Raw genomic sequence first — 23,882 nt, 5'->3', positions numbered from 1 at the left:
GCAGCTAGATTCGCGCAAGTGCTTGGCCTGTACAGAACGAAGGAGATTCGGGATGGAATGGTTCTTTGACACTCTGCGAAAATATCCGGAACTTGCGATATTCCTTACCCTCGGTCTCGGGTACTGGATAGGCGCCAAGAAACTCTTCGGATTCAATCTGGGAGCCGTGACTGGCACGCTGCTGGTCGGCGTGCTGGTGGGACAGCTCAATATCACGATCGCTCCCGTCCTCAAGCAGGTCTTCTTCCTGCTCTTCCTCTTCGGTCTGGGTTACGGCGTCGGACCGCAGTTCTTCCGAGGGATGAAAAGCGACGGCCTTCCGCAGGTCATCTTTGCCGTCATTATTTGCGTGATCTGCCTGTTGGTGACATGGGCGACAGCCGTAGGCTTTGGCTTCGATGCCGGCACCGGCGCAGGCCTGCTGTCAGGGGCCCAAACCATTTCCGCGGTCATGGGCGTGGCGACGGACACCATCAACGGCTTGGGCATAGACGCAGCAACCAAAAAGAAATGGATTGACAGCATTCCCGTCGCGTACGCGGTCTGCTACATCTTCGGCACGGTTGGAAGCGCCTGGATCCTGGCATCCCTGGGCCCGAAGCTGATGCGCGTGGACATCGTCAAAGAATGCCAGGAATACGAAGCCAAGATGTCGGGGGGCGCCGACTCGATGGAGTTGTCGGGCTACCGCAAGTTCATCGCGCGCGCCTACAAGCTGGACCGCGAGGAATTCGCCGGCAAGACGGTGGGAGAGCTGGAGTCCCGCTTCGTCGAGGCCCGGGTGTTCGTGGAGCGCATCCGGCGCGGCGACCAGATCATCGACAGCGATGCCAAGACGGTGCTGCAGCAAGGCGACGTGCTTGGCGTGACCGGCAGGCATGATGCGTTGGTTACGCAGGCCGCCGGCATCATCGGCACCGAAGTCGAGGACCGCGACCTGATCAACATGCCCGCCGAGGTCGTCGAAGTCGTCTTGACCAACAAGAACATCGCCGGCAAGACCATCAAGGAAATCGCCGACAGCGAAGCGGGCCGCGAACTGGGACGCGGCGTGTTCCTGCGCAAAGTCGTGCGCGGCGGCCACGACATGCCGATCAACTGGGGCTTGAAGCTTGACCGCGGCGACCGCCTGTATGTGCTGGGCGCCAAGCGCGACGTAGAACGCGTGGTCGGCCGGCTGGGCTACGTGGATCGCGCCACCAGCCAGACCGACATGGTCTTCGTCGGCTTCGGCATTCTGCTGGGCGGCCTGTTCGGCTCTCTGGTGCTGACCGTGGGCGGCGTTCCCGTCACCTTGTCGACCTCCGGCGGCGCGCTGATTTCCGGCCTGATCTTCGGCTATCTGCGTTCGGTGCATCCGACCTTCGGCCGTGTGCCGGAACCGGTGCACTGGTTCCTGACATCGGTGGGGCTGACGACGTTCGTCGCGGTCGTGGGTATATCGTCAGGGCCGGGATTCGTGCTGGGCTTCCAGCAATTGGGCGCCAAGCTCTTCATCGCGGGCATCATCGCCACCAGCGTTCCGATGATCGTGGGCGTATACATTGCGCGGTATGTATTCAAGTTCCATCCCGCCATTGCGTTGGGAGTCTGCGCCGGAGCCCGGACCACCACCGCGGCCATCGGCCAGATAACTGAAACGGCGAAGAGCCAGGTGCCTGCCCTGGGCTACACGGTTCCTTACGCCATCGGCAATACCCTGCTCATCATCTGGGGGATTGTCATCGTCATGCTCATGTCCTAGCAGAACGCCCCGCCAGCCCCGCGCTTGCGGGGCGTTTTGCAAGCGCGCCGGCGCGGCCGGCGACGCTCAGCGCCTGTCACCATGCAAACCAGGAGTACTGAACAATGGCTTCCACCGCGCCTCTTACCGTCAGCCTGGCTTCGGCCTTGAAAACCACCCGTTCGCGCCAACGCGACCTGGAGCAGCTTTCTCCGTTTGAACTCAAGGACTACCTGATCACGCTGGCCAAGGACAACCAGCACACCGCCGCCATCACCATGCTGAACGCGGGCCGCGGCAACCCTAACTGGATCGCCACCGAACCGCGCGACGCCTTCTTCCTGATGGGCCAGTTCGCGATGAAGGAAGCGCGCCGCGTGCGCGACGAGTCCATCCTGGCGGGCATGCCGGCCAAGAAGGGCTGCGCCGACCGGATGCGCAAGTTCCTGGCCAAGCACAAAGGCATGGACGGCTACGATTTCCTGGTCGGCGTGCTGGAGTACGGCGTCAAGGTCAAGGGCTTCGACCCCGACGCGTGGGTCCATGAACTGACGGACAGCATCATCGGCGACAACTATCCCGTGCCGCCGCGCGCGCTGGTCCATCTTGAACAGATCGTGCACGATTACCTGATCAAGGAAATGTGCGACGGCCGTCCGCCCAAGGGCAAGTTCGACCTGTTCCCGGTCGAAGGCGGCACTGCGGCCATGTGCTACATCTTCGATTCGCTGATGCAGAACGGCCTGCTCAAGCAGGGCGATACCATCGCGCTGTTCCTGCCGACCTTCACGCCCTATATCGAGATCTCGCATCTGGAGCGCTTCCAGTTCAAGATCGTGCCGATCAACGCCAGCAGCCTGCGGGCCGACGGCACGCACGACTGGCACTATCCGGCGTCCGAAATCGCCAAGCTGGAGAATCCCAAGATCAAGCTGGCGGTCACGGTCAACCCCAGCAACCCGCCGTCGGTGGCGTTCAGCCCGGTCGAGATGAAGCAGATCGTGCGCCTGATCCGCAAGAATCCGGACCTGGTGCTGGTGACGGACGATGTCTATGGCACCTTCGTGCCGAACTTCCGCTCGCTGATGGCGGAAGTGCCGCACAACACCATCTGCGTGTACTCGTTCTCGAAGAACTTCGGCTGCACGGGATGGCGCCTGGGCGTGATTGCGACCCATGAAAAGAACACCATGGACCGCCGCATCGCCGAATTGCCTGCATCCTGGAAACAGCGCCTGAACAAGCGCTATGGCGCCATGACGATGGAGCCCGAAAAGCTCAAGTTCATCGACCGGCTGGTGGCCGACAGCCGCAACGTCGCGCTGAACCACACCGCGGGCCTGTCCTTGCCGCAGCAGGTGCAGATGGGATTCTTCGCGCTGTCGCACCTGATGGACCTGAAGGACTCCTACAAGCACCTGACGATGAAGATCGTGCGCGCGCGCCGCGATGCCTTGTGGCGCGGCCTGGGCATACCCATGCCGCCCGAAGATCCGATGCGCGCCTGGTACTACGTCGAGCTGGATTTCATGGTCTGGGCCAAGATCACGTACGGCGATGCGTTCTGCAAGTACATGATGGCCAACTACGAGCCGGTCGACTTCCTGTTCCGCCTGGCCGAGAAATCCGGCGTGGTGCTGATGGACGGCGGCGGCTTCGGCGGTCCGCCGTGGTCGATCCGCGTGTCGCTGGCGAACCTGGACGACGGCGACTACGCCAAGATCGGCAAGCATATGGTCGAAGCCGCCACCGAGTACGTCGAGGCGTGGAAGGCCGGCGAACTGGTGCGTTCGGGCCCGACGGCCGGCAAGGGCCAGACCACGAAGGCGCCCGCGGCCAAGCGCAAGGCGGGCAAGACCGCGGCAGCCAAGAAAGCGGTCAAGAAGGCAGTGAAGAAGGCCGACACGGCGGCGAAGTCCGCCAAGAAGGCCGTGGCGCGCAAGTAGGCGGGCCGGGCAGCAACCTCCAGGGCGACATGACGACATGACTTGTACGGTCGGGTTTTTCAATAGCGTTCCCATCGCGGTGCTGTTTGTGACGGTGGGCTTGGGATACCTGATCGGCAAGCTGAAAGTCGGACCGATCCAGCTAGGCGGCGTGTGCGGAACACTCATCGTCGCCCTGCTGATCGGCCAGACGGGTTGCCAGATGCGCGGCGACCTCAAGGAAGTCGCCTTCGCCCTGTTCATATTCGCGATGGGGTACTCGGGCGGGCCGCAGTTCTTTGCCAACCTGAACCGCTCCAGCTTGCGCTACATCGCGCTGCCTATCATCGAAGCATTGCTGGTGCTGACCATCGTGCTGGCCGCGGTGCCGCTGTTCGGCCTGGACGCTGGGACGGCGGCGGGCCTCGCGGCCGGCGCGGCCACCGAATCGGCCGTGGTAGGCACGGCGGCAGAGGCGCTCAAGCATCTGGGCCTGGCGGATGCCGAGGTCCAGCGCATGGAAGCCAACATCGCCACGGCCTACACGCTGACCTATCTGGTTGGCCTGATCAGCATCGTGTTCTTCACCAGCCAGGTAGCGCCAGCGCTGTTGCGCATGAATCTGCGCGAGGCTTCCAAGGCATTGGAGGAAAAGCTCGGCGTGGCGGCCGGAGAGGGCGAGGACGCGAACATGCCCACCTTGCCGCGGCTGGTGGGACGCTCGCACGTGGTCAAGGACGCGGATGGCAAAAGCGTGGCTGAAGTGGAAGCCGCGCTGGGCGGACGCACCGTCATCAGCCGCATCCTGCGCAATGGCGAGGCGGTGGACGCCACGCCCGGCGACATGCTGGCCACGGGCGACATCGTGGTGGTGCTGGGCTTGCGGCGCTTCGCGCTGCGCGCGGGTTCCGTCATCGGACCCGAAATCCAGCTGCCGGAGGCGCATGCCGACGACTTGCAGCTGAGCGAGCTGGCCGTCATCGTCAACAAGAAGGCCGTCAATGGCCATACCGTCGGTGAACTGGCGAAGCGGCCCAACGCCCAACGCGCACGTGGCGTGTTCCTGCAGTCCATCGTGCGCTCGGGCCATTCCTTGCCGATCACGCCAGCCACCGTGGTGCAGTACGGCGACCTGGTTACGCTGGTCGGCGCCGAGCCCGAACTCTCCCAGGCCGGCGCGGCGCTGGGCAACGAGCTGCGGCGCAGCGGCGTGACCGACCTGGTGTTCCTGGCGTTCGGCATCCTGGCCGGCTTGTTGATCGGCAGCCTGAGCGCGCGGATGTGGGGCATCCCCGTATCGCTGGGCAGTGGCGGGGGCGCGCTGGTCAGCGGTCTGGTCTGCGGCTGGATCAACGCCAAACGGCCCTCGATAGGCCACATGCCGGACCATGCCGTGCAGTTGCTGAAGGATCTGGGCCTGGCTGTGTTCGTGGCCTGCGTGGGCTTGTCGGCGGGGCCGGAAGCCATCGCGCTGATCCGCGAGCACGGCGCGGTATTGCCGCTCATCGGCCTGCTGGTGTCGCTGGGGCCTGCCTGCCTGTCGCTGTGGGTGGGACACAAGATCCTGAAGATCGAAGGTCCCTTGCTGGTCGGCGCCATCGCTGGCCAGCATGTCAGCACGCCGGCCATCAGCGCCATCCTGACCTCCAGCGGCAGTTCCGTGCCGCTACTGGGCTACACGGTGACCTACGCCATCGCCAACGTGCTGCTGCCAGTGCTGGGGCCGATCATCGTGTCGCTGGCGCACCATCTGGGTTAGCGCGGGCTCTGCTTCAGCAGCGCGCATCCCTGCCACGCCTGATCGTCGATCAGGCGTTTTATTTCGTCCTTGCACAAGGCCATGATCTGGCTCACCGCCGGCGTGGGGGGCAGGCTCTCGCTGGCGCATAGCACCAGTTCGCGCGACAGCGTGTCGTCCAGGGCATGCGCCACGATCGACCCTTCCGCGATTTCGGGCTGCGCGGCCGAGCAGGGCAGGATCGTGGCGGCCATGCCGCTGCGCACCGCGGGGACGAGGATGGCCGAGGTGCTGGCTTCGGCAAACAGATTGCAGGTCAGGCCGGCGGTCAGGAAGGCATGGTCCAGGCGTGCGCGCAGCGTGTTGGGCAGGCTGGGCAGAACCAGGGGCAAGGCGGCGAAGTCCGCGATGGCCAGCGTGCGGCGCGGCAGCGCGACGCTGGCGTGAGCCAGCAGGAACAGGCTCTCGCGCAGCAGTGGCGTGCGCAGCAGTCCCTGCATGGGTTGCTGGTCCGGCGACAAGGAAAAATCGATGCGTCCCTGCAGCACCAGCTTGGTCAGGTCCGCGCTGGGCACATCGACGATTTCCAACACCACCGAAGGCAGCTCCGCCTTGGCCCGGCGCATCAGCGGCAACGCCAGCATGCGCGCGGTGCTGGAGGCCAGTCCTATCGACACCGTGCCGGTGACCTGGTCCCCGGTCTTGGACAGCAGGCTGCGAGTGCTGTCGACCTGACGCAGGATGGTTTGCGCGTGCCGGTACAGCAACAGGCCTTCCGCGGTGGGCTGGGCGCCTTTGACCCCGCGCACCAGCAGTGCGACGCCCAGGCTTTCCTCCAGCAGCGCCATCTGCTGACTCAGCGCGGGTTGCGCCACATGCAGACTTTCGGCGGCCCGGGTCATGTTGCGCATTTCAACCACCCGGACGAAGTACTTGAGCTGACGCAGATTCATTGGATAAGAAAATCTTATGAATGGATCGGAAAACAGTATTTTCGGGACCTGTGAAGCGCTGCCTAGAATGGGCTTCGCATCACGGGAGGACGAACATGAGTCTGCCATTGGCAGGGCTGAAAGTGCTGGATCTGACTCGGGCCCTTTCCGGGCCTTTCTGCACAATGATTCTGGGAGACCTGGGCGCCGAGGTCGTCAAGGTGGAACCCATGCCCGCCGGCGAGATGGCGCGGCAGTGGGGCCCCTTCGATGATGACATAAGTGTTTATTATCTTAGTGCCAATCGCAGCAAGCAAGGCATAGGCGTGGACTTCCGCAAGCCGGAAGGGATCGCGCTGCTGCGCAAGATGGCCCTGGCTTCCGACATCGTGGTCGAGAACTTCAAGGTCGGAACGATGGAGGCGATGGGCCTGGGATACGAGGCGCTGGCGCAAGAGCATCCGGGCTTGATCATGGCGTCGATTTCCGGCTTCGGCAGCAAGGGGCCGGCGCGGGACTGGGCCGGATTCGATCAGGTCGCGCAAGGCTATTCGGGCTTCATGAGCCTGACCGGCACGCCGGAATCGGGGCCGATGCGGGTGGGCGTGGCCGTGGGCGACTTGAGCGCCGGCATGTGGCTGACGATAGGAATACTGTCCGCCGTCGCGCAGCGTGCCTCGACCGGCCGCGGGCAGCATGTCGAAACCTCGCTGCTGGCGGGCCTCATGGCGTTGCTCAGCGTGCAGGGCCAGCGCTATCTCAGCAAGGGAGAGATCCCGGAACCCTGCGGCAACGTGCATCCGGTCATCGCGCCCTACGGCACCTTCGAGACCGCGGATGGGCCGCTCAACCTGGCGCCCGCGACCCAGGCGATGTGGGTCAGGCTTTGCGGCATTCTCGGACTGTCCCATCTGGTGTCCGACGAGCGGTTCCTCACGAATGCCGAACGCATGCAGCACCGCTATGCGTTGAAGCAGGAGCTGGAGGCGGGGCTCAAGCGCAAGACGCGCATGGAATGGACCGCGCTGATGATCGAGGGCGGCATTCCCGCAGGGCCCATCAATACCCTGGAGGATGTGTTCGCCGACGCGCAGGTGCAGGCTTGCGGAGTGGTCCGCTCGTTGACGCATCCGGTGTTGGGCGAATTGCGGCAGGTGGACCTGCCCCTGGGCCTGAGCGGCGCGCAGGCGCCGAGCCGCCGCGCTCCGCCCGTGTTCGGCCAGCACACGCGCGAGGTATTCGCCCGTTACGGGATGGCAGATGCCGAGATCGACCGGCTGCTGGCCGAGGGCGTGGCGCATCAGGCGGAGACGTGCACATGACGGGTCCCGCCGATACGCCCAGCCTTGCCGTCGACGGCCACGTGGCGACCATCCGGCTGCGCAGGCCCGGCCATGCCAACCGGCTCGGGCCGCAGGACCTGGCGGTCCTCAGAGAGCATCTGGACAGGGTCAACGCGGACGACGCCGTGCGGGTGCTGCGCTTTCAATCCGACGGCAAGTATTTTTGCAGCGGGTATGACATTTCGTCCCTGGCGTCCGACAGCGCGCCCAGCTCTCTTTATTTTGGCCAGACCATGGACCTGATCGAGGCGGCGCGGCCAGTGACCATCGCGGCGGTGCAGGGCGGGGCCTATGGCGGCGGCACGGACCTGTGCCTGGCTTGCGATTTCCGCATCGGCACGCCGCAGTCCGACATGTTCATGCCGGCCACGCGCCTGGGCCTGCACTTCTACGCGGGCGGCATGTCGCGCTATGTGACGCGCCTGGGCCTGGACCAGGCCAAGCGCCTGTTCCTGACGGCGGAAAAAATCCAGGCCGACGAAATGCTGCGCATCGGATTCCTGACGGAGCTGGTGCCGCAAGAAATGCTATCGGCCCGGCTGGACGCCTTGAGCGCGCAGATTGCGGCAATGGCTCCGATTCCGCTGCTCGGCGTGAAAGCGCATCTGAACCGCATCGCGCGGGGCGAGCTCGATCTGGCCGCAATCGAGCAGGCGGTGCTGCGTTCCGAGCAGTCCCGCGACCTGGCCGAGGGCGCGCGGGCGTGGAAGGAGAAGCGCGCGCCGGATTTCACCGGCCGCTGACGCGGCCGGCGCATGACCAGAGAGCCGCGCCACAAGCGGCTCCGATTCCATCAAAGGAGACCCTGATGAAACCTGCTATTGCCGTCCATGGCGCCTTGCTTGCCGCCATCGCCTTGTCCGCGATGTCCGGTGCCGCGCATGCCGCCGATCCTTATCCCTCCAAACCCCTGACCTTGGTGATCGGGTTCCCGCCCGGCGGCGGGGCGGATCAAGTGGGGCGGGTCTATGCGAATGCGCTGGCCAGGCAATTGAAGCAGCCGGTGGTCGTGGAAAACCGCCCTGGCGCCGGTTCCACGATCGGCGCCAGCCTGGCCGCGCGCGCCGCCGCCGACGGCTACACGCTGTACCTGGGGAATTCCAGCGTCATGGGCAGCGACAGCGCCTTGTACAAGGTGGATTACACGCCGGACAACTTCGTGCCCGTGGCCCAGCTCACGACCGGCCCCATGGTCCTGATCGCGAATGCAAAGCTGGGGCTGAAAAGCGTGCAGGACCTGATAGACCGGGCCAGGAGCAAGCCGGGGTCCATCAATGTCGCCTCGTCCGGCAACGGGGTCATCACGCATCTGGCCGCGGTCGAGTTCATGACGCTTGCCAACGTGAAGCTGATGCACATTCCCTTCAAAGGGGGCGCCGCGGCGGCGCAGTCCGTGGCGGCGGGCGACACCGATATCTCGTTCGCCACGGCGCCTTCGGCCAAGTCGGTGATCGATACGGGCAAGGTGGTGGCCCTGGCGGTCACGTCTGGCCAGCCCTCGCGCCTGTTGCCCTATCCGACCATCGCGCAGACCGTGCCCGGCTATGACGTGTCCAACTGGTGGGGAATCTTTGCTCCCAAGGGCACGCCGCCGCAGGTGCTGGACACGCTGTTCAAGGCCAGCAACGATGTGCTGGCGCTGGCCGATGTGCAGCAGGGCATGGCGGCCGGATACGAGGAAGTGACGCCGTCCGCGTCCTTGGCCGCGTTCGGGGAGTATGCCCGCAAGGAAGGAAGCAAGGGTTTAAGATTGGCCAAAGAGAGTCAGGAAACGGCCAATTGATGGAGACCCCATGCCCTACGTAACCCCGCTGCAGGACTTCCGCTTCGCTTTGAAGGAGCTGGCAGGACTCGATGACGTCCTGAAACTGCCCGGCTTCGAAGAAGTCACGCCGGATCTGGTGGACGCCATCCTGGAAGAAAACGGCCGCTTCGTCGAGCAGGCCGTGGCGCCTTTGAACGTGCCGGGCGATACGCAGCCGCCGGTCTGGAAGGATGGCCAGGTCACGACCACGCCGGGCTACGGGCAGGGCTTCAAGGATTACGCCGCGGGCGGCTGGCAGGGCTTGCAGCATCCGGTGGAGTGGGGCGGGCAGGGCCTGCCCAAGCTGGTCGCGGCGGCGCCGGGCGAGAACATCCAGGCGGCCAGCCTGGCGTTTTCCCTGTGTCCCATGCTGACGGACGGCGTGATCGAAGCCTTGTTGACGGTCGGATCGGACGCGCAACGCAAGCAGTACGTGCCGCAGCTGATCGGCGGCAAGTGGACCGGCACGATGAACCTGACCGAACCGCAGGCCGGCTCGGACCTGGCGCAGGTCGCGACTCGTGCGGTGAAGCAGGACGACGGCAGCTACCGGCTGACGGGCCAGAAGATCTTCATCACCTATGGCGACCACGATCTGGCCGAGAACATCATCCATCTGGTGCTGGCGCGCACGCCGGACGCGCCGGCCGGCGTGAAGGGGATCTCGCTTTTCATCGTGCCCAAGTTCCTGGTGCAGGCCGACGGCAGCCTGGGCAAGCGCAACGACGTCTGGTGCGCGTCGCTGGAGCACAAGCTGGGCATCCACGGCAGTCCCACCGCCGTGCTCATGTACGGTTCGGGCAAGGGCGACGTGGGCGAAGGCGCCATCGGCTATCTGGTCGGCGAGCAGAACCGCGGCCTGGAATACATGTTCATCATGATGAATGCCGCCCGCTATTCGGTGGGGCAGCAGGGCATAGGCGTGTCCGAACGCGCCTATCAGCATGCCCTGGCCTATGCGCGCGAGCGCGTGCAGGGCCGCGCGGTCGAAGGGTCGGCCGGCCCCGTGGCCATCGTGCGCCATCCGGACGTGCAGCGCATGCTGATGACCATGAAGGCGCTGACCGAGGCGGCGCGCGCCGTGTCCTACGTGACGGCGGCCGCGCACGACAAGGGCACGCATCATCCGGATCCGGAGCAGCGCTCGCGCAACCGGGCCTTCTATGAGTACATGGTGCCCATCGTCAAAGGATTCTCCACCGAGACCGCGGTCGAGGTCGCATCGCTGGGCCTGCAGGTGCACGGCGGCATGGGCTATATCGAGGAAACCGGGGCCGCGCAGTATTACCGCGACGCGCGCATCCTGCCCATCTACGAAGGCACGACCGCGATCCAGGCCAATGACCTGGTCAGCCGCAAGACGCAGCGCGACGGCGGCGCCACCGCCCATGCCGCGATCGCGGCGATGCGCGAGACGCTGCGCGCAGTCGAGAACGAGGCGATGCGCGCGTCGGCGGACGATCGCGAAGGACTGCGCCTGCTGCGCGACAACCTGGACAGCGCCATCCAGGCCTACGAGGCCGGCGTGGCATTCATCCTGGAGCAGTCGCCGACCAATATCAGGGCGGTCTATTCCAGCAGCGTGCCCTATCTGATGCTGGCCGGTGTGGTGCACGGCGGCTGGCAGATGGCGCGGGCCGTGCTGGCCTGCCGCCGGCATCTGGCGGCAGGTTCCACCGATCCGTTCTACGGGGCCAAGCTGGCGACCGGATTGTTCTACGGCGCCCACATCCTGCCGCGCGCGCTGGCCCTGTCCGCCGCAGTGCGGGCCGGGGCGGTGGCGGACGCCTGCGGCGCCAGCTTGAATATTGCATAAGGTTATATGACTTGCGTATTTCCCCGGCTACAGGTTTGATGGAAGAATCGTTTCACAGACGCTGACCTGCGCCATGAAACGCTTTTCCTGCGCTGCCCGCCGCGACGGGCGGCCAGCCCCCAACCTGCATCCGCACACTGGAGACACCATGAGTCATCTACGCCTGGGCGACACCGCCCCTGATTTCGAACAGGAATCTTCGGCAGGGCCGATCCGCTTCCATGAGTATCTGGGCAACAGCTGGGGTGTTCTTTTCTCGCACCCGGCCGATTTCACGCCCGTCTGCACCACTGAACTGGGCTACACCGCCAAGCTGGCCGACGAATTCGCCAAGCGTAACGTGAAGGTGCTGGCGCTGTCCGTGGACGGCACCGATTCGCACACCAAGTGGATCGAGGACATCAACGACACGCAGTCCACCAAGGTCAACTTCCCGATCCTGGCCGACAAGGACCGCAAGGTGTCCGAGCTTTACGACATGATCCATCCGAACGCCAACGCCACGCTGACCGTACGCTCGGTGTTCATCATCGACCCCAACAAGAAGGTGCGCCTGACCATCACGTATCCGGCCAGCACCGGCCGCAACTTCAACGAGATCCTGCGCGTCATCGACTCCCTGCAGCTGACCGACAGCCACAGCGTGGCCACGCCGGTGAACTGGGAAGACGGCGACGATGTGATCATTGTTCCGTCCTTGCAGGACGAGGCCGTGATCAAGCAGAAATTCCCGAAGGGCTACAAGGCCGTGCGTCCCTATCTGCGCATTACGCCTCAGCCGAATAAGTAAATTCGGAAATCGAAGGGGCGGGTCCCCGTTAGCAACCGCCGCCTGCCCCTTGGGGAGGCGGCGGTTTTTCATTGGGGCGCGCATGGGGCCAGGGCAAATTCCCATTGCTGGGACACCGGTCCTATATGCCTGCGAGCGATGAGCAACCAAATAATGATTCGTTCCGTTCAGAACGCCCAGCCAGCACACTTGCTCCCACATTGCCGAACACAGGGAGCATGGGATGTCTTTCAGGAAAGCCGGTTGGTTGGCCGCCTTGGCCGCAGTGACGATGTCGTTTGCCGCGATTGCGCCGGCGCAGGCACAGCAGAAGCAGACGCTCCTGAATGTCTCATATGACCCGACCCGCGAGCTGTATCGCGCCATCGATGATGCGTTCATCAAGCAATACAAGGACAAGGCCAACGTCGACCTGACCATCCGCCAATCGCACGGCGGTTCGGGCCGCCAGGCGCGCTCCGTCATCGACGGCCTGGAAGCCGACGTGGTGACGCTGGCGCTGGCTTATGACATCGACGCGGTTGCCGACCGTGGGCTGCTGCCTGCCGATTGGCAGGCCCGCCTGCCGCAGAACAGCTCGCCCTACACCTCCACCATCGTGTTCCTGGTGCGCAAGGGCAACCCCAAGCAGATCAAGGACTGGGACGACCTGGTCAAGGATGGCGTGCAGGTCATCACGCCCAATCCCAAGACCTCGGGCGGGGCGCGCTGGAATTACCTGGCCGCCTGGGCCTATGCGTTGGAGAAGAACGGCGGCAGCGAGGACAAGGCCCGCGCCTTCGTGGGCGACCTGCTCAAGCACGTGCCGGTGCTGGACACTGGCGCGCGCGGCGCCACCACCACCTTCGTGGAGCGCGGCGTGGGCGATGTGCTGCTGGCCTGGGAAAACGAGGCTTTCCTGGCGCTGGAAGAGCTGGGTCCGGACAAGTTCGACATCGTGGTGCCGTCGCTGTCCATCCTGGCCGAGCCGCCGGTGGCCGTGGTCGACAAGGTCGTGGACAAGAAGGGTACCCGCGCCGCGGCGCAGGCCTATCTGGAATTCCTCTACACGCCCGCCGCGCAGGAAATCATTGCCAAGAACTACTACCGGCCCATCGACAAGACCGTGGCCGCCAAGTACGAAAGCAAGTTTCCCAAGGTCAAGCTCGTGACCATCGACGACAAGATCTTCGGCGGGTGGCGCAAGGCGCAGAAGGACCACTTCAGCGACGGCGGCACCTTCGACCAGATCTACCTGCCGCAAAAGAAATAAGCATCTGACGATCGGATGACGGCCATGACGACAGCCTCGAACCCGGTGGCAAGCGGCGCGCAAGCGCCTTTTGCCTTTCGGCGCAACAGCCCGGGCGTGCTGCCCGGATTCGGCATCTCGATGGGCTACGCGGTGCTGTACCTCAGCATCCTCGTGCTCATTCCGCTGGCGGCCTTGCCGATCAAGAGCGCGGGCCTGGGCTGGCAAGGCTTCTGGGACGCGGTGACCGCGCCGCGGGTGCTGGCCTCGTACAAGCTGACCTTCGGCGCGTCGTTGATCGCGGCGCTGGTGAACCTGGTGTTCGGCACGGTGGTGGCCTGGGTGCTGGTGCGCTACCGCTTTCCGGGCAAGAAGATTCTGGATGCGTTGGTGGATCTGCCGTTCGCGCTGCCCACGGCGGTGGCGGGCATCGCGCTGACCTCGCTGTATTCGCAGAAGGGCTGGCTGGGCGGACCGCTGGCCGACTGGTTCGGCTGGAAGGTGGCATTTACGCCCTTGGGCATCGTGATCGCGTTGATCTTCATCGGCGTGCCGTTCGTGGTGCGCACGGTGCAGCCGGTGCTGGAAGACGTGGAGCGCGAAATCGAGGAGGCCGCGGCCAGCCTGGGCGCCAACCGCTGGCAGACCATACGCCGGGTGCTGCTGCCCATCATCATGCCCGCCTTGATGACGGGCTTCGCGCTGGCGTTTGCACGCGCGGTGGGCGAGTACGGCTCGGTGGTGTTCATTGCCGGCAACATGCCGATGGTGTCCGAGATCACGCCGCTACTGATCATCGCCAAGCTCGAGGAATTCGACTACGCGGGCGCTGCCGCCATTGCCACGGTGATGCTGGTGCTGTCCTTCGCGCTGTTGCTCGTCATCAATCTGCTGCAGGGCTGGCAGGCCCGCCGCAACCTCGGGAGGCTCGCATGAGCGCCGCGGACCGTCCCGCCCATCTGACCGAGCCGCGCTGGGTGCGCGGCGTGCTGCTCTTCATCGCGCTGGGATTCCTGGCGCTGTTCCTGCTGGTGCCGCTGGCAGCGGTATTCGCCGAAGCCTTCAAGAAGGGCTGGCAGCTGTACCTGGACGCCATCGTCGAGCCGGACGCGCTGTCCGCCATCCGACTGACGCTGCTGGTGGCGGCCATCGCGCTGCCGGTAAACCTGGTGTTCGGCGTGGCCGCGGCCTGGGCGATCACCAAGTTCCAGTTCCGCGGCAAGCAGTTCCTGATCACCCTGATCGACCTGCCGTTCTCGGTGTCGCCGGTGGTGGCCGGCCTGGTGTTCGTGCTGCTGTTCGGCACCCAGGGCTGGTTCGGCGGCTGGCTGCAGGAACATGACATCAAGATCGTCTACGCGGTGCCGGGCATCGTGCTGGCCTCGCTCTTCGTGACCTTTCCGTTCGTGGCGCGTGAGCTTATCCCCCTGATGCAGGCGCAGGGCAGCGAGGAAGAGCAGGCTGCGCTGACCCTGGGCGCCAACGGCTGGCAGATCTTCTGGCGCGTCACGCTGCCCAACATCAAGTGGGGCCTGCTGTACGGCGCCATCCTGTGCAACGCGCGGGCCATGGGCGAGTTTGGCGCGGTGTCGGTGGTGTCCGGGCAGATCCGCGGCCTGACCAACACCATGACCCTGCACGTCGAGATTCTCTACAACGAGTACCAGTATTCCGCGGCGTTCGCCGTGGCGTCGTTGCTGGCCCTGCTGGCGCTGGTGACGCTGGTGGCCAAGAACGTCGTCGAGTGGCGCAACGCGCGCTTTCAGCAGGCCGCCGACCTGCCGGTCGAGTATCCCGGCCAGCCGGCCGCCATCAAGCCGGCCCTGGCCTGACAGGAGACAAGCATGAGTATCGAAGTCCGCAATCTATCCAAGCGCTTCGGCCAGTTCCGCGCGCTCAACGACGTCTCGCTGCATATCGAGACGGGAGAGCTGGTCGCGCTGCTGGGCCCGTCGGGCTGCGGCAAGACCACGCTGCTGCGCATCATCGCGGGGCTGGAGTCGGCTGATTCCGGCAGCGTGCTGTTCGCGGGCGAAGACGCTACCGCGGTGGACGTCCGCCAGCGCCAGGTCGGTTTCGTGTTCCAGCACTACGCGCTGTTCAAGCACATGACGGTGTTCGAGAACGTGGCCTTCGGCCTGCGCGTCAAGCACCGCTCGCAGCGTCCTTCGGAGGACGTGATCCAGCGCAAGGTGCATGACCTGCTGGGCCTGGTGCAGCTGGACTGGCTGGCCGACCGCTATCCCGCGCAGCTCTCCGGCGGCCAGCGTCAGCGTATCGCGCTGGCGCGCGCGCTGGCGGTGGAGCCGCGGGTGCTGCTGCTGGACGAGCCCTTCGGCGCGCTGGACGCCAAGGTGCGCAAGGAATTGCGGCGATGGCTGCGCCGCCTGCACGACGAGCTGAATGTGGCCAGCGTGTTCGTCACCCATGACCAGGAAGAAGCGCTGGAAGTGTCGGACCGGGTGGTGCTGATGAACTCGGGCCGCATCGAGCAAGTCGGCACGCCGCGCGAGGTCTGGGAAGCACCGGCCACGCCCTTCGTCTACGGCTTCCTGGGCGACGTCAACCAGTTGCAGGGCTTTGCCACGCGGGGCGTCTGGAACGGCGCCGGCCTGTCCTTGCCCGCGCCAGAGCTGGCGCAGGCCGAAGCGCAGCGCGCCACGGCCTACGTACGGCCGCACGAGTTCGAAGTCGAGCGCTACCGTGCCGGCGCTGACGGCATTCCGGTGCGCCTGGCACACGCCTTCCTTGCCGGTCCCAGTGCCTATCTGGAGCTGGCGAGCGAGGATTCCGACGCCATCATCGAAGCCGAGGTGCCCGAGTCCCTGTACCGGGAGTTGGGCCTGCGCGATGGCGAAATTCTGTTGGCGCGTCCGCGGCGGGCGCGCATTTTCGCGACGCAATCATGAGCACTACCGATCTTTTGCCTGAACTCGAGGCGGGCCTGGCCGCGCGCTGGCGCGAGCTGGGCGCACGCCTGGCCGACGTGCAGCAGCGCTACCCGGACGCCGCGCTGGCGTCCTCGCTGGCGGCCGAGGACATGCTGCTGACGCACGCCATCTACAGCGCCGGCCTGGACCTGGAGGTCTTTACGCTGGACACGGGCCGGCTGCACGCCGAAACGCTGGGCGTACTGGACGCCGTGCGCGAACGCTACGGCCGCGAGGTCTCCGTGTACCGGCCGATAGCGACCGCGGTCGAGCAGCACGTCGCCGTACACGGCGCCTATGCGTTCTATGAAAGCGTGGAGCTGCGCAAGGCCTGTTGCCAGATCCGCAAGGTCGAGCCGCTCAAGCGCGCGCTGGCCGGACGCGGCGCCTGGATCACCGGGCAGCGGCGCGCGCAATCCACCACCCGCGGCGAACTGCCGCTGGAAGAACACGACCAGACCTTCGGCCTCTACAAGTTCAATCCGCTGGCCGAATGGAGCGAAGAGGAAGTCTGGTCCGCCATCCGCGCGCTGGGCATCCCGTACAACCCGCTGCATGACCAAGGCTACCCGTCCATTGGTTGCGAACCCTGTACCCGCGCCATCCGTCCGGGCGAGGACCTCAGGGCAGGGCGCTGGTGGTGGGAGTCGTCGGACTCCAAGGAATGCGGCCTGCATGCGGGCAACCGGGTCATCAGCATCGCGGCGCGCGCCGACTGATGCGGCCCACGAATTCGAAATCTGTTTTAGGGGAAGTGCATATGTCTGCAGTGATCCAACGCAGCCACCTGGATTGGCTGGAATCGGAAGCAATATTCATCCTGCGCGAGGTGGCCGCCGAAAGCGAGAAGCCCGTGCTGCTGTTCTCTGGCGGCAAGGACTCCGTGGTGCTGCTGCGCCTGGCCGAGAAGGCATTCCGGCCGGGACGCTTTCCGTTCCCGCTGATGCACATCGACACCGGCCACAACTTCGACGAAGTGATCGCCTTCCGCGATGCGCGCGCGGCAGAACTGGGCGAGACCCTGATCGTGCGCAGCGTCGAGGATTCGATCGCGCGCGGCAGCGTGGTGCTGCGCCGCGAGACCGATTCGCGCAATGCCGCCCAGGCCGTGACGCTGCTGGAGGCGATCGAGGAATTCGGCTTTGACGCCTGCATCGGCGGAGCGCGCCGCGACGAGGAAAAGGCCCGCGCCAAGGAACGCATCTTCTCGTTCCGCGACGAGTTCGGCCAATGGGATCCGAAGGCGCAGCGTCCGGAGCTCTGGAACCTGTTCAATACCCGCGTGCATCGCGGCGAGAACATGCGCGTGTTCCCGATCTCGAACTGGACCGAGCTGGACGTCTGGCAGTACATCCAGCGCGAGCAGTTGGCGCTGCCGTCGATCTACTACAGCCACCAGCGCGAGGTCGTGCGCCGCAAGGGCCTGCTGGTGCCGGTCACGCGGCTGACCCCGCCGCAGGATGGCGAACAGGTCGAACGCCTGCAGGTGCGCTTTCGTACCGTGGGCGATATCTCCTGCACCTGCCCGGTGGCGTCCGATGCCGCCGACACCCGGGCCATCATCGCCGAAACAGCGGTGACCGACATTACCGAGCGCGGCGCCACGCGCATGGACGACCAGACTTCCGAGGCCTCGATGGAGCGCCGCAAGAAGGAAGGCTATTTCTGATCGCTTGACACGCCGGCATCAGCCGGCGACCAGGAACGCACATGAACGCACTCAACGATTCTTTTCTTTCCGGCGCCGATACGGGCGTGCTGCGCCTGATCACCGCCGGCTCGGTGGATGACGGCAAATCGACGCTGATCGGCCGCCTGCTGTATGACAGCAAGGGCGTGTTCGCCGACCAGCTGGACGCGATCTCGCGCGCCAAGCACAAGCGCGTGGCGGGCGACGGCATCGACTTTTCGCTGCTGACCGACGGCCTGGAGGCCGAACGCGAACAGGGCATCACCATAGACGTCGCCTACCGTTACTTCTCGACGCCCGCGCGCAAGTTCATCATCGCCGACGCGCCGGGCCACGAGCAGTACACGCGCAACATGGTCACGGGCGCGTCGACCGCCGACGTGGCCGTCATCCTGATCGACGCCACCCGCGCGGCCGACGGCGTGCTGCTGCCGCAGACCAAGCGGCACAGCACCATCGCGCGCCTCTTGGGCATCCGCCATATCGTGGTGGCGGTCAACAAGATGGACCTGGTGGACTGGGACCGCGCCGTCTTCGAGCGCATCCGCGATGCTTATGCGGATCTGGCAGGCAAGCTGGGCATCGAGCACTTCGACGCCTTGCCGCTGTCGGCGCTCAATGGCGACAACGTCGTCACCTTGTCGCCGCAGACGCCGTGGTACGGCGGGCAGCCTTTGCTGGCCTTGCTGGAATCGCTGGACCTGGCAAGCGACGGCCGCGCCTTGCCGCTGCGCTTTCCGGTGCAATGGGTGGCACGCCATGACGGCAGTCGCAAGGATGACTTCCGCGGCTATGCCGGCCGCGTCGCCAGCGGCGTGCTGCGGCCGGGCGACGAGATCACGGTGCAACCCTCGGGCGTGACGGCTGTTGTGAGCGAAGTGCGCGCCTTCGACCGCGCGCTGGATGAGGCGGTGGCGGGCGACTCGATCACGCTGGTGCTGGATCGCGACGTGGACGTGTCGCGCGGCGACGTGATCGTGCATGCGTCGGCGCCGGCGCAGGTCGCGCGCGAATTCGAAGCCGAGCTGTGCTGGCTCGATGCGCAGGCCTTGAATCCCGCGCGCAAGTATCTGTTGAAGTCGGGTACGCGCCTGACCTCGGCGAAGATCCGCGCGGTGCTGTCGCATCGTGACATCCACGAATTGCAGGAAGTGGAGAACACCGAGGGCACGCTGCGCATGAACGACATCGGACGCGTCACGCTCACCACGCGCGAGTCGTTGGCGGTCGATCGTTATGCCGATGTGCCCGCGACGGGCGCATTCATCCTGATCGACGAGGCCACGCATCAGACTGCTGCGGCAGGCATGTTGCGCTAATCCGCAAGAGGCCGGAAAACAACGGGTTTCCAGCCCCTGCGGGACCTGTTGTTTTTCTGCTAGATCCAGTATTGGCGCGGGTTTCCGGGCGATCTCGCCTGGTGAAATCGATTTGTCCGGACGGCGCCGGCGTCTTGCGGTAAAGTGGGGCTGTCTTACGAAAAGGCTTTTGGTGCTTGTCAAAACCACTGTGTTTTTGTACAGTAGTTTTCATGGCACGCACCGATCATTCTTTTCCCGCCGGTTCTGGGTCCCCGGCTGCCGCCCCCGCCGCCTTGCGCGGTCGGGGTGCGGTTACTAATGTTCGGCATCGCTTTCAGCGCGATGACCGCGTGCAGGTCGACGACGGCTGGTCCTCCTCCGGCCTGCCCGCCGACTTCATAGATTCCGTCCCCGATAATTTCCCCGAAGCTGCCGCCGGCGAGCAAGCCGCCCGCGTCATTCCCATCCTGCCGGATGCGCGCATAGCGCCCGCCGCTCCCAAGACCACGGTCACTGCTGAAGAAGCGCGCAAGATGCTGTCGCGCAACGATTCGCCCGATATCCCCTTCGACGTGGCGGTGAATCCGTACCGGGGCTGCGAGCATGGCTGCGTCTATTGTTACGCCCGGCCCACGCATTCCTACCTGGGCCTGTCGCCCGGGCTGGACTTCGAAACCCGGCTGGTGGCCAAGGCCAACGCGGTAGAGGCCCTGCGCGCCGAACTCGCGCGGCCCGGCTACAAGCCGTCTCCCATCAACATCGGTTCCGCCACCGACGCCTACCAGCCCATCGAACGCGAATGGCGGCTGACGCGCGGCCTGCTGGAACTGATGCTGGAAACCCGCCATCCGCTCACCATCGTCACCAAGAACGCGCTGGTCGCCCGCGACCTGGACCTGCTGGCCGCGCTGGCCGAGCAGAAGCTGGTGGTGGTGTACATGAGCATCACCACGCTGGACGCCGGCATGGCCCGCACGCTGGAACCGCGCGCCGCCGCGCCGTGGCGCCGGCTGGAAGCCGTGCGCAGCCTGACCGACGCCGGCGTGCCGGTCGGCGTGCTGGTCGCGCCCATCATCCCGTTCATCAACGACGAGTCCATGGAGCACATCCTCCAGGAGTCCAAGGCGGCCGGCGCGCACTATGCCAGCTACACCGTCCTGCGCCTGCCCTGGGAGGTCAAGACCCTGTTCGAGGATTGGCTCAACGCCCATTTCCCGGACCGCGCCCAGCGCGTCCTGCATCGCATCGAAGACCTGCGCAATGGCCGCCGCAACGATCCCAACTTCGGGTCGCGCATGCGCGGAACCGGCGTCTGGGCCGATCTGCTGCGTCAGCGGTTCACCATCGCCACGCGCAAGCTGGGCCTGAACCGCCATCGCCTGGCGCTGGACTGCGACCGTTTCCTGCCTCCTGCCGCAACTGCGGCGAAGGCTGCCGATTTCCTATCCCCGGTTGGCGCGCAAGCGTCTTCAGGGGTCCCTTTTCTCGCCGTATCGCCCGCAGCCGGCGGCGCGCACGGGCGCGTAGCGCGCCAGTTGCAAGCCATGGCCGCAGGCCAGTTGTCATTGTTCGATTGACCGCCGGCTGCCGCCGCGGATGCCTGCCGGGGGGCTACGCCTGGCGCTGGACCGTCTTTCCTAGGAGTTCCCATGAACACCGCTGATATTTCCGTCTTGTCGGACGAACTCGTCGTTACGCTGAACCCGCTGCGCCGCGGCACGAACCGCGCCCGCGCCTGGTGCGCCCGGGTGGCCGGCATGGCGCTGCCCTGGAACACCTCCGTGGCCGATGTCGAGCCGCGCCGCCGCGTGCGGCCCGGCTCCGCGCCGGCTCGCTGGCCGTTCCCGCCCGCGCCGGCCGAGGCTGGAGCGCCGGCAGGCCCGGCCGTCGCCGCGCCGATGCCTGCGCCCGCAGCACCGGTCGAGGCCGCGGTTGCCGCCGCGCCTGCCGCGCGCGAGCGCAGCCTGGGTAACGCCACGGTGGAACCCGTGACGGCTCAAGTGACCATGAAGGCCATGGTCATAGATGTGGTGATGGTGCTGGCCTGGGGCGCGATCATTCCTGGCCTGATGTGGCTGGGTGCGGCCGCCGGATTCTGAACGGTCGGATGCCCGGCGGTAGCCGGCAGGCAAGGCGTAACCGGTACGCGCCAGCCCCGCCAGCCGGAACTGCCCGGAGCAGGGTTCGTCAGCTTGAACCCAGCAGAACGACGCCCGCCAGGATGGCCAGGCAGCCAGCCAGCCGGCCCGGCCCGACTTTTTCGCGCAGCAGGAACATGCCGGCCAGGGTGCCCAACATCATGGACATTTCCCGGGCAGGGGCTACCAGGCTCAGCGGCGCGCCGTTGCGCAGCGCGTACAGCACCAGGATGTAGCCTAGCGGCGACAAGAGGCCCACGGCCAGCGCCAGATGCCAGTGCCCGCGCATGGCCTCCCAGGACTGGGGGCGGCGGCGCAGCATGTGGGGGGCCATCATGGTCGTGCGGGTCACGCAGGTAAACCAGTCGAACAGCACGGGGCTGATCAGCAGCACCTTCACGCCGTAGGCGTCGACGACGGTATAGGCCGCGATGAACAGGCCGATCACCACGCCCCAGCGCACGCCCACCCAGGCCTGGGCCTGCTTGAAAATGGCCAGGCGGCCCTGGGTTGCGATCAGCAGCACCCCGCCCACTACGCAAAGCATGCCGATGATGCCGGTGCTGGTGGCGGGTTCGCCCAGCAGCAGAAAGGCGCCGGTGGTGGACAGCAGCGGCCCGGTGCCCCGTGCGATGGGGTAGACCACAGACAGGTCGGCCACCTGGTACCCGCGTTGCAGGCACAGGCTGTAGCCCAGATGCAACAGGCTGGAAGTCAGGATGGCGCCGACCACGGGCCAGGTCCAGGTCATGCCGTCGTGCAACAGCACCCAGATGACCCACGGCGCATACAGTACCGAGGCGCACAGGCCATAGGCGAAGACGAAGGGAGCGCCCACCATGGCCGCGCGCTTGGCGAGCAGATTCCACGTGGCGTGGGCCATTGCCGCCAGGACGACCAATATCAGGGACGAATACGACATGAAGGAACAGCGCCAGATGACGTGTTTGTTACAGAAGACGGAAGGGTACTCCAAACCGCGAGAACCGGGGCCATGTTACCTGATGCCCGGAGCGATTTTTGGTGTAGAATCATTGGTTTGCCAAATCTCATCCTCTGCTTGCGGCACATGCAACGGGAGCTGGCCTTAGCGTCAGTTGGCCGTGCAACACGCGATGGATGCGGGCTTGTGCTTATAGCGCAATCCTGCAGAAGCCGCGTGAACAACATCGAACGGCAAAAGTTTTAGTCCGCAAAGACATGATGATCTAGGAGTTCTCATGAACCTTATCGCTATCCTGGAACAGGAAGAAATTGCCCGCCTGACCGGCGGTCAAGCCAAGCCTGAATTTGCTCCTGGTGACACCGTCATCGTGAGCGTGAACGTCGTTGAAGGCACCCGCAAGCGCGTGCAGGCTTTCGAAGGCGTCGTGATCGCCAAGCGCAACCGCGGCCTGAACTCCGCGTTCACCGTGCGCAAGATTTCGTCGGGTGAAGCCGTGGAACGTACGTTCCAGCTGTACTCGCCGCAAATCGCCGGCATCGAAGTCAAGCGCCGCGGCGACGTGCGCCGCGCCAAGCTGTACTACCTGCGCAACCGCTCGGGCAAGTCGGCGCGTATCAAGGAAAAGCTGGTCAGCAAGCAAGCCTCGGCGGCTTGATCGCTTATCGGCACACGGCCCTACCAGTGTCGGACGCTCACGCCATCCAGCGTTTTCGTTCGGCACGGGTTTCCGGGTTAAAAAGGCACCTGCGAGGGTGCCTTTTTCTTTTTGCAGAGTCTTTTGCAGAGACGTATGTCTGATTCCTCGTCTTCCCCGCGGCCCCGGCGGCCGCTGGCGCGTCCCGGCTTCGATCCGGCGACGCAACCCTGGGTGGTGGCCAACGCGTCCTTGCCGGCCGTGCCCGCCAGCCTGTTGACCCCGGATTCGTTGCGGGGCACGCTCAGCCAGCCGTCCACCTGGACGCTGGAGCTGTCGCGCGACACCGACCTGCGTTATCCGGGCCGCGAAGGCGTGCCCGTGCCTGCGGCGGTGCTGATTCCGCTGGTAACGCGCGACAATGGCGTGCACATCATGCTGACGCAGCGCGCCGCCCACCTGCATGACCATGCCGGCCAGATCAGCTTTCCGGGCGGGCGCATCGAAACCAGCGACTCCACGCCGGAGGCCGCGGCCTTGCGCGAAGCGCAGGAAGAAACCGGGCTGCCCGCCAACCACGTCGAAGTGCTGGGCAGCATGCCGCCGTATCTGACGGCGACGGGGTTCTCCATCATTCCGGTTGTTTCGCTGGTGCGTCCAGGCTTTGACCTGGCGCCCGACGCCTTCGAGGTGGCGGAAGTATTCGAAGTGCCGTTGTCCTTCCTGATGGATCCCGCCAATCACCGGCTGTACGAGGCCCGTCTGGACGACGGCCGGGTGCGCCAGTACTACGGCATGCCTTACGGCAAGCATTTCATCTGGGGCGCGACAGCCGGCATGTTGCGCAACCTCTACCATCTGCTGCGCCACGGCTTTACGCCCCGTTGATCCCCGCCGCAAGCCGGCCTTGGTTTCCGCCTTTCGCTGCCAATGAATACGGC

At 65.4% G+C, this 23,882-nt stretch carries 21 protein-coding genes; 19 read left to right on the top strand and 2 right to left on the bottom strand.

What is annotated here, in order from left to right; translation table 11 throughout:
• The first annotated feature begins 52 nt into the window (after window positions 1-52).
• The 3 genes from aspT (IB268_RS16265) to aspT (IB268_RS16255) all read left to right on the top strand — a co-directional run bounded on the left by aspT (IB268_RS16265) (window position 53) and on the right by aspT (IB268_RS16255) (window position 5,407).
• Entirely contained in the window at window positions 53-1,744 is a 1,692-nt protein-coding gene (aspT, locus tag IB268_RS16265) for an aspartate-alanine antiporter (protein ID WP_119450898.1), read from the top strand.
• 104 nt (window positions 1,745-1,848) lie between these two features.
• Window positions 1,849-3,669: a bifunctional aspartate transaminase/aspartate 4-decarboxylase gene (locus tag IB268_RS16260; RefSeq protein WP_119450897.1), complete on the top strand. Its 1,821-nt coding sequence runs from the start codon at window positions 1,849-1,851 to the stop codon at window positions 3,667-3,669.
• Between the two features lie 37 nt (window positions 3,670-3,706).
• The gene (gene aspT / locus IB268_RS16255) at window positions 3,707-5,407 is read left to right on the top strand and encodes an aspartate-alanine antiporter (RefSeq protein ID WP_054450923.1); all 1,701 of its coding nucleotides are present in this window, start codon (window positions 3,707-3,709) and stop codon (window positions 5,405-5,407) included.
• Here aspT (IB268_RS16255) and IB268_RS16250 read toward each other — a convergent pair.
• The gene (locus IB268_RS16250) at window positions 5,404-6,339 is read right to left on the bottom strand and encodes a LysR substrate-binding domain-containing protein (RefSeq protein ID WP_054450925.1); all 936 of its coding nucleotides are present in this window, start codon (window positions 6,337-6,339) and stop codon (window positions 5,404-5,406) included. The genes aspT (IB268_RS16255) and IB268_RS16250 overlap by 4 nt on opposite strands.
• Window positions 6,340-6,434: 95 nt before the next feature.
• Here IB268_RS16250 and IB268_RS16245 point away from each other — a divergent pair, with 95 nt between their 5' ends.
• From IB268_RS16245 to IB268_RS16180, 14 genes are all read left to right on the top strand, one after another.
• Window positions 6,435-7,640, top strand: coding sequence for a CaiB/BaiF CoA-transferase family protein (locus tag IB268_RS16245; protein ID WP_192354522.1), 1,206 nt, complete (start codon window positions 6,435-6,437; stop codon window positions 7,638-7,640).
• A complete protein-coding gene (locus IB268_RS16240; RefSeq protein ID WP_192354521.1) occupies window positions 7,637-8,404 on the top strand; it encodes an enoyl-CoA hydratase/isomerase family protein in 768 nt (255 codons plus the stop codon). Before IB268_RS16245 ends, IB268_RS16240 begins: the two co-directional genes overlap by 4 nt.
• A gap of 65 nt (window positions 8,405-8,469) precedes the next feature.
• Complete coding sequence (locus tag IB268_RS16235; RefSeq protein ID WP_054450932.1) at window positions 8,470-9,444, top strand: tripartite tricarboxylate transporter substrate-binding protein; 975 nt, start codon at window positions 8,470-8,472, stop codon at window positions 9,442-9,444.
• A gap of 10 nt (window positions 9,445-9,454) precedes the next feature.
• Complete coding sequence (locus tag IB268_RS16230; RefSeq protein ID WP_192354520.1) at window positions 9,455-11,281, top strand: acyl-CoA dehydrogenase; 1,827 nt, start codon at window positions 9,455-9,457, stop codon at window positions 11,279-11,281.
• A gap of 148 nt (window positions 11,282-11,429) precedes the next feature.
• On the top strand, window positions 11,430-12,071 hold the full coding sequence (locus IB268_RS16225; RefSeq protein WP_042792543.1) for a peroxiredoxin: 642 nt from the start codon (window positions 11,430-11,432) through the stop codon (window positions 12,069-12,071).
• Window positions 12,072-12,342: 271 nt separating this feature from the next.
• The gene (locus IB268_RS16220) at window positions 12,343-13,323 is read left to right on the top strand and encodes a sulfate ABC transporter substrate-binding protein (protein ID WP_225589316.1); all 981 of its coding nucleotides are present in this window, start codon (window positions 12,343-12,345) and stop codon (window positions 13,321-13,323) included.
• 24 nt (window positions 13,324-13,347) lie between these two features.
• Window positions 13,348-14,238, top strand: a complete 891-nt coding sequence (gene cysT / locus IB268_RS16215) for a sulfate ABC transporter permease subunit CysT (RefSeq protein ID WP_054450938.1) — start codon at window positions 13,348-13,350, stop codon at window positions 14,236-14,238.
• The gene (gene cysW, locus IB268_RS16210; RefSeq protein WP_054450940.1) at window positions 14,235-15,134 is read left to right on the top strand and encodes a sulfate ABC transporter permease subunit CysW; all 900 of its coding nucleotides are present in this window, start codon (window positions 14,235-14,237) and stop codon (window positions 15,132-15,134) included. Before cysT ends, cysW begins: the two co-directional genes overlap by 4 nt.
• Window positions 15,135-15,146: 12 nt before the next feature.
• Window positions 15,147-16,211, top strand: coding sequence for a sulfate/molybdate ABC transporter ATP-binding protein (locus IB268_RS16205; protein ID WP_054450941.1), 1,065 nt, complete (start codon window positions 15,147-15,149; stop codon window positions 16,209-16,211).
• A complete protein-coding gene (locus IB268_RS16200; protein WP_192354519.1) occupies window positions 16,208-16,951 on the top strand; it encodes a phosphoadenylyl-sulfate reductase in 744 nt (247 codons plus the stop codon). Before IB268_RS16205 ends, IB268_RS16200 begins: the two co-directional genes overlap by 4 nt.
• Window positions 16,952-16,992: 41 nt before the next feature.
• Entirely contained in the window at window positions 16,993-17,901 is a 909-nt protein-coding gene (gene cysD / locus IB268_RS16195) for a sulfate adenylyltransferase subunit CysD (protein ID WP_059379315.1), read from the top strand.
• A gap of 41 nt (window positions 17,902-17,942) precedes the next feature.
• A complete protein-coding gene (locus IB268_RS16190; protein ID WP_175213997.1) occupies window positions 17,943-19,241 on the top strand; it encodes a sulfate adenylyltransferase subunit 1 in 1,299 nt (432 codons plus the stop codon).
• 212 nt (window positions 19,242-19,453) lie between these two features.
• Entirely contained in the window at window positions 19,454-20,800 is a 1,347-nt protein-coding gene (locus IB268_RS16185) for a PA0069 family radical SAM protein (protein ID WP_192354518.1), read from the top strand.
• Between the two features lie 72 nt (window positions 20,801-20,872).
• Complete coding sequence (locus tag IB268_RS16180) at window positions 20,873-21,322, top strand: hypothetical protein (protein WP_192354517.1); 450 nt, start codon at window positions 20,873-20,875, stop codon at window positions 21,320-21,322.
• 88 nt (window positions 21,323-21,410) lie between these two features.
• Here IB268_RS16180 and IB268_RS16175 read toward each other — a convergent pair whose 3' ends face one another.
• Window positions 21,411-22,283, bottom strand: coding sequence for a DMT family transporter (locus IB268_RS16175; RefSeq protein WP_054450952.1), 873 nt, complete (start codon window positions 22,281-22,283; stop codon window positions 21,411-21,413).
• A gap of 298 nt (window positions 22,284-22,581) precedes the next feature.
• On the opposite strand from IB268_RS16175, the gene rplS reads away from it, so the two are divergent.
• Window positions 22,582-22,962 carry a 50S ribosomal protein L19 gene (gene rplS / locus IB268_RS16170; RefSeq protein ID WP_006218237.1) on the top strand — a complete coding sequence of 127 codons (381 nt, stop codon included), beginning with the start codon at window positions 22,582-22,584 and terminating at the stop codon, window positions 22,960-22,962.
• A 135-nt stretch (window positions 22,963-23,097) separates the two neighbouring features.
• Entirely contained in the window at window positions 23,098-23,829 is a 732-nt protein-coding gene (locus IB268_RS16165) for a CoA pyrophosphatase (RefSeq protein WP_119450892.1), read from the top strand.
• Window positions 23,830-23,882: the final 53 nt, after the last annotated feature.

This window comes from Achromobacter sp. ACM01 (assembly GCF_014851745.1).
GTDB classification, from domain to species: Bacteria; Pseudomonadota; Gammaproteobacteria; order Burkholderiales; family Burkholderiaceae_B; genus Achromobacter; species Achromobacter aegrifaciens.
Note: the sequence above shows the minus strand (reverse complement) of the source record. Positions and strands in the feature narration are given on the sequence as shown.

Excerpts from the sequence above, each read along its gene's own strand:
- rplS (WP_006218237.1), top strand. The coding sequence starts at position 22,582 with ATGAACCTTATCGCTATCCTGGAACAGGAAGAAATTGCCCGCCTGACC.
- IB268_RS16230 (WP_192354520.1), top strand. The coding sequence starts at position 9,455 with ATGCCCTACGTAACCCCGCTGCAGGACTTCCGCTTCGCTTTGAAGGAG.
- IB268_RS16260 (WP_119450897.1), top strand. The coding sequence starts at position 1,849 with ATGGCTTCCACCGCGCCTCTTACCGTCAGCCTGGCTTCGGCCTTGAAA.
- IB268_RS16205 (WP_054450941.1), top strand. The coding sequence starts at position 15,147 with ATGAGTATCGAAGTCCGCAATCTATCCAAGCGCTTCGGCCAGTTCCGC.
- IB268_RS16240 (WP_192354521.1), top strand. The coding sequence starts at position 7,637 with ATGACGGGTCCCGCCGATACGCCCAGCCTTGCCGTCGACGGCCACGTG.
- IB268_RS16200 (WP_192354519.1), top strand. The coding sequence starts at position 16,208 with ATGAGCACTACCGATCTTTTGCCTGAACTCGAGGCGGGCCTGGCCGCG.
- IB268_RS16190 (WP_175213997.1), top strand. The coding sequence starts at position 17,943 with ATGAACGCACTCAACGATTCTTTTCTTTCCGGCGCCGATACGGGCGTG.
- IB268_RS16220 (WP_225589316.1), top strand. The coding sequence starts at position 12,343 with ATGTCGTTTGCCGCGATTGCGCCGGCGCAGGCACAGCAGAAGCAGACG.
- aspT (WP_119450898.1), top strand. The coding sequence starts at position 53 with ATGGAATGGTTCTTTGACACTCTGCGAAAATATCCGGAACTTGCGATA.
- aspT (WP_054450923.1), top strand. The coding sequence starts at position 3,707 with ATGACTTGTACGGTCGGGTTTTTCAATAGCGTTCCCATCGCGGTGCTG.
- IB268_RS16225 (WP_042792543.1), top strand. The coding sequence starts at position 11,430 with ATGAGTCATCTACGCCTGGGCGACACCGCCCCTGATTTCGAACAGGAA.
- IB268_RS16250 (WP_054450925.1), bottom strand. The coding sequence starts at position 6,339 with ATGAATCTGCGTCAGCTCAAGTACTTCGTCCGGGTGGTTGAAATGCGC.
- IB268_RS16185 (WP_192354518.1), top strand. The coding sequence starts at position 19,454 with ATGGCACGCACCGATCATTCTTTTCCCGCCGGTTCTGGGTCCCCGGCT.
- cysT (WP_054450938.1), top strand. The coding sequence starts at position 13,348 with ATGACGACAGCCTCGAACCCGGTGGCAAGCGGCGCGCAAGCGCCTTTT.
- IB268_RS16180 (WP_192354517.1), top strand. The coding sequence starts at position 20,873 with ATGAACACCGCTGATATTTCCGTCTTGTCGGACGAACTCGTCGTTACG.
- cysD (WP_059379315.1), top strand. The coding sequence starts at position 16,993 with ATGTCTGCAGTGATCCAACGCAGCCACCTGGATTGGCTGGAATCGGAA.
- IB268_RS16235 (WP_054450932.1), top strand. The coding sequence starts at position 8,470 with ATGAAACCTGCTATTGCCGTCCATGGCGCCTTGCTTGCCGCCATCGCC.
- IB268_RS16165 (WP_119450892.1), top strand. The coding sequence starts at position 23,098 with ATGTCTGATTCCTCGTCTTCCCCGCGGCCCCGGCGGCCGCTGGCGCGT.
- IB268_RS16175 (WP_054450952.1), bottom strand. The coding sequence starts at position 22,283 with ATGTCGTATTCGTCCCTGATATTGGTCGTCCTGGCGGCAATGGCCCAC.
- IB268_RS16245 (WP_192354522.1), top strand. The coding sequence starts at position 6,435 with ATGAGTCTGCCATTGGCAGGGCTGAAAGTGCTGGATCTGACTCGGGCC.
- cysW (WP_054450940.1), top strand. The coding sequence starts at position 14,235 with ATGAGCGCCGCGGACCGTCCCGCCCATCTGACCGAGCCGCGCTGGGTG.